The following is a 1,704-nucleotide window of genomic DNA, read 5'->3' on the forward strand; positions in this document are numbered from 1 at the left end:
GCATGTTCTTGTCGTGTTGGTGCATCACATTGCGGGTGATGGTTGGTCGGTGACTCCGCTGGCGCGTGATCTGTCGGTCGCGTATGGGGCGCGTGCCGAGGGGCGGGTGCCGGAGTGGGTGCCGTTGCCGGTGCAGTACGCGGACTACACCCTCTGGCAGCGGGACCTGCTCGGCGACGAGAGTGACCCCGACAGCCTGCTCTCCCGGCAGGTGGCGTACTGGCGTGACGAACTCGCCGGTGTTCCCGAGGAGTTGGAGCTTCCCTTCGATCGGCCGCGCCCGGCCATCGCCTCGCATCGAGGACATCGGGTGCCGCTGGATCTGCCTGCCGAACTGCACGCAGGTGTAGTGGAGTTGGCACGTGCAGAGGGTGTGACGGTCTTCATGGTGCTGCAAGCTGCCTTGGCCGTGACGCTCAACCGCCTGGGTGCGGGAACCGACATTCCGATCGGGTCGGCCGTGGCGGGGCGTACGGATGAGGGGCTCGACGATCTGGTCGGGTTCTTTGTCAACACGTTGGTGACGCGGGCGGACCTGTCGGGTGATCCGACGTTCGTGGAGATGCTGGGGCGGGTGCGGGAGGCGGGGCTTGGTGCGTTCGCGCATCAGGATGTGCCGTTCGAGCGGCTGGTGGAGGAACTCGCTCCGGTGCGTTCGCTGGCTCGGCATCCGCTGTTCCAGGTGGTGTTCACGCTGCAGAACAACGCACGGGCGGTGTTGGACCTGCCCGGTGTGCAGAGCGGTGGGCTGCCTGCGGGAGCCGGTGCGTCCGGTACGGCGTCGGTGAAGTTCGACCTGGAGGTGAACGCGGCCGAGGTGTTCGACGCGCAGGGCGCGCCGGGTGGGTTGCGTGGGTCGGTCGTCGCGGCTGCGGATCTGTTCGACGCGGCGACGGCTGAGCGCGTCGTGGGGTGGCTGCGGCGAGTGCTGGAGACGGTCGTCGGTGTGCCGGGGGCGCGGTTGTCTGCGGTGGATGTGTTGGGTGAGGACGAGCGCCGTCGGGTTCTGGTGGAGTGGAACGACACGGCGGGTGTGGTGCCGGATGTTTTGGTGCCGGAGCAGTTCGCCCGGCGTGCGGCGGCTGATCCCGGTGCTGTTGCGGTGGTGTTCGAGGGCGCGGAGGTGTCGTACGGGGAGCTTGACGCGCGGGCGAATCGGCTGGCGCATGTGCTGCGGGCGCGGGGTGTCGGTCCCGAGTCGGTGGTGGGGTTGTGTCTGCCGCGGGGTGTGGACATGGTCGCGGCGATTCTGGGTGTGTGGAAGGCGGGGGCTGCCTACGTCCCGCTGGATCCCGAATATCCCGTCGAGCGGCTGGAGTTCATGGTCGCTGACGCCGGGGTTGAGATCGTGGTCGAGACGGCCGGTTCGGCCGGCGGGCTGGGCGCGCGTCAGGTGATGGCGCTGGATGACCCGGCGGTGGAGGCTGCGCTTGCGGGAGCCTCGTCGTCGGCGGCTGCGACTCGTGTCGCCAACGACCAGGTGGCGTACGTGATTTACACCTCGGGGTCGACGGGGCGGCCGAAGGGTGTGCAGGCGACGCATGCGGGTGTGGCGAATCTTGCGGGTGCGTTGCGGCCTGAGCTGGGGGTTGCTCGGGGGATGCGGGTCCTGCAGTTTGCGTCGTTCAGTTTTGACGCCTCGGTGTTGGATGTGGCGGCGACGCTTTCGGGCGGTGGCGCGTTGGTGGTGGCGGGGGCTGCTGA

1 protein-coding gene is annotated in these 1,704 nt (G+C 68.6%); it reads left to right on the top strand.

The annotated features are described in order from the left end of the window. A partial coding sequence (locus M2283_RS51490) for a non-ribosomal peptide synthetase (RefSeq protein WP_432423264.1) occupies window positions 1–1,704 on the top strand: 1,704 nt, incomplete at both ends.

The sequence above is a fragment of the Streptomyces pseudovenezuelae genome (genome assembly GCF_029892565.1).
GTDB lineage: Bacteria > Actinomycetota > Actinomycetes > Streptomycetales > Streptomycetaceae > Streptomyces > Streptomyces pseudovenezuelae_A.